This window comes from Moorena sp. SIO4E2, assembly GCF_010671945.1.
Classification (GTDB): domain Bacteria; phylum Cyanobacteriota; class Cyanobacteriia; order Cyanobacteriales; family Coleofasciculaceae; genus Moorena; species Moorena producens.
The window spans coordinates 1-2,338 of the sequence record NZ_JAAHIE010000885.1 but is presented as its reverse complement, the minus strand read 5'-3'; the positions used below and the strand labels follow the sequence as shown (position 1 = coordinate 2,338).

At 46.8% G+C, this 2,338-nt stretch carries 1 protein-coding gene and 1 pseudogene; both read left to right on the top strand.

Going from position 1 to position 2,338, the window contains the following annotated elements; all coding sequences use genetic code 11:
- Positions 1-1,425, top strand: a 1,425-nt coding sequence (locus tag F6K37_RS38595) for a calcium-binding protein (RefSeq protein ID WP_287256454.1), incomplete at its 5' end; no start/stop codon positions are given.
- A 358-nt stretch (positions 1,426-1,783) separates the two neighbouring features.
- Positions 1,784-2,197, top strand: a pseudogene (locus tag F6K37_RS38590) (calcium-binding protein); the annotation flags it as partial.
- Positions 2,198-2,338: the final 141 nt, after the last annotated feature.

Genomic DNA, 2,338 nt, shown 5'->3' with positions numbered 1-2,338 from the left:
TATGGTGGCTCTGGCAACGACTACCTTTATGGTGGCTCTGGCAACGACTACCTTTATGGTGGCTCTGGCAGTGACCGGATGTATGGTGGCACGGGCAATGACCGCTATGTGGTTGACAGCACGGGGGATGTGGTCACCGAATACTTCAATCAGGGTATTGATACAGTCTACTCCTCCATCAGCTACAGCCTAGGAGCCAACCTGGAAAACTTGACCCTGACTGGTAGTGCTTACTACGGCTACGGTAACAGCCTCAACAACAGCATCAGTGGTAACAGTTCCAACAACTTCCTCTGGGGGAAATCTGGGAATGACTACTTGTATGGGAATGGTGGTAATGACACTCTTAGCGGTGATGTAGGCAACGACTACCTTTATGGTGGCTCTGGCAACGACTACCTTTATGGTGGCTCTGGCAGTGACCAGATGTATGGTGGCACGGGCAATGACAGGTATGTGGTTGACAGCACCGGGGATGTGGTCACCGAATACGTCAATCAGGGTATTGATACAGTCTACTCTTCCATCAACTACACCCTAGGAGACAACGTAGAAAACTTGACCCTGACTGGTAGTGCTTACGCTGGCAACGGTAACAGTCTCAACAACATCATCAGTGGTAACAGTTCCAACAACGTCCTCTGGGGTAAATCTGGCAACGACACCATATATGGAAATGATGGTGATGACGCTCTTATCGGTGATCTAGGCAATGACTCGATGTATGGTGGCATGGGTAATGACATCTATTCGGTTGACAACACCGGAGATGTGGTCACCGAATATGTCAATCAGGGTATTGATAGAGTCTACTCCTCTATCAGCTACATGCTAGGAGACAACGTAGAAAACTTGACCCTGACTGGTAGTGCTTACTATGGTCACGGTAACAGCCTCAACAACAGCATCAGTGGTAACAGTGACAACAACTTGCTCTGGGGTAAATCTGGCAATGACGAATTGTATGGGAAGGCTGGTACTGACGTTCTTCTCGGTGATCTAGGCAACGACATTCTTGATAGTGGCTCTGACAATGACTACTTATATGGTGGCTTAGGCAACGACACCCTTACCGGTGGCTCTGGTAATGACTCTCTTTATGGTTATGGAGGTAGTAGTTCCAGCGAACGGGACATCTTAACTGGTGGCACGGGTGCGGATACCTTCGCATTAGGTAACAATGGTTTTGGCATCAAGGTTGGCTACTTTGGTGATGGTAACTCTGGATACGCGACAATCACTGACTTTGATGGGACACAAAGTGATAAAGTTCAGCTCGGTGGTGGTATCAGTGATTACACTATGAATTACAGTAATGTTAGTGGTACATCAGCACTAGATACAAATCTATATTACCAGGGGGACTTAATTGCCGTCTTCCAAGATGACACCAGCTTTAGTCTTATTAATGATGCGGTATTTTAGCTTCATTAGGACTTAGGAGGTTTAGTTGGTATTGCCCCCATTCCCTAGATTTGGAAATGGGGGCAATAGTCTATTATCACCTGATTATCCTACTCAAAACTGATCATCCTCCTCTGACCACTGCCCCTGGGACTTAGCCGCCCTGGGGCTACTTCTATGGTTGACCTGATCACCCTGCTCTGGCAAGAAATCAACCTGCTTACCCATCTCCACTCTAACGGGCTGTTTGCGCCTTCGCGTTTAATTCATTATATATAGTTGAAATTTTTTATAGAGTTTTGCGTAAAAATCCGAATTTTGAGAGATGAGTTTATAGAACAAGCAAAAACAGCACGTAAGAATATATAAGGAGAAAACAATGGTAGTGAGATTCGGCGGTCCTGGCAACGATACACTCAATGGTGGACCTGGGAATGATACTCTGAATGGATTTGGCGGCAATGACACCATCAATGGTAAAGGTGGAGCCGACAGAACCAATGGTGGTTCTGGTAATGATCGGATAATCGACGACGATTTGGTGAATTTCGACATCCACAATGGCGGTACAGGAATCGACACGATCGATTATTCCAATGTCTCATTTAGTTCCGGTCGGGTCACCATCAACCTGGCAACTGAGACCACCTCGGTTTCTGGAGGTAATACGGAGACAATTCGCAATTTTGAGAACGTCGAGGGCTCTCAGGGGGGTGAGACCATCATCGGTACCAGCGGCGCAAACCGCCTGGACGGTAATGGTGGCAATGACACAATCAATGGTGGTTCTGGAGCTGATACCATTTGGGTGTGGCTCTTTTGGAAAGACGTTTGGTCAGGTTTAGAGAGGTATCGGAAGAGTAGGAGGAGCAGTAATAGAGCAACGAGCTTGAATTAGTCGTTTCATCAAAGGAAGGCCATCTTTGTACAAAGA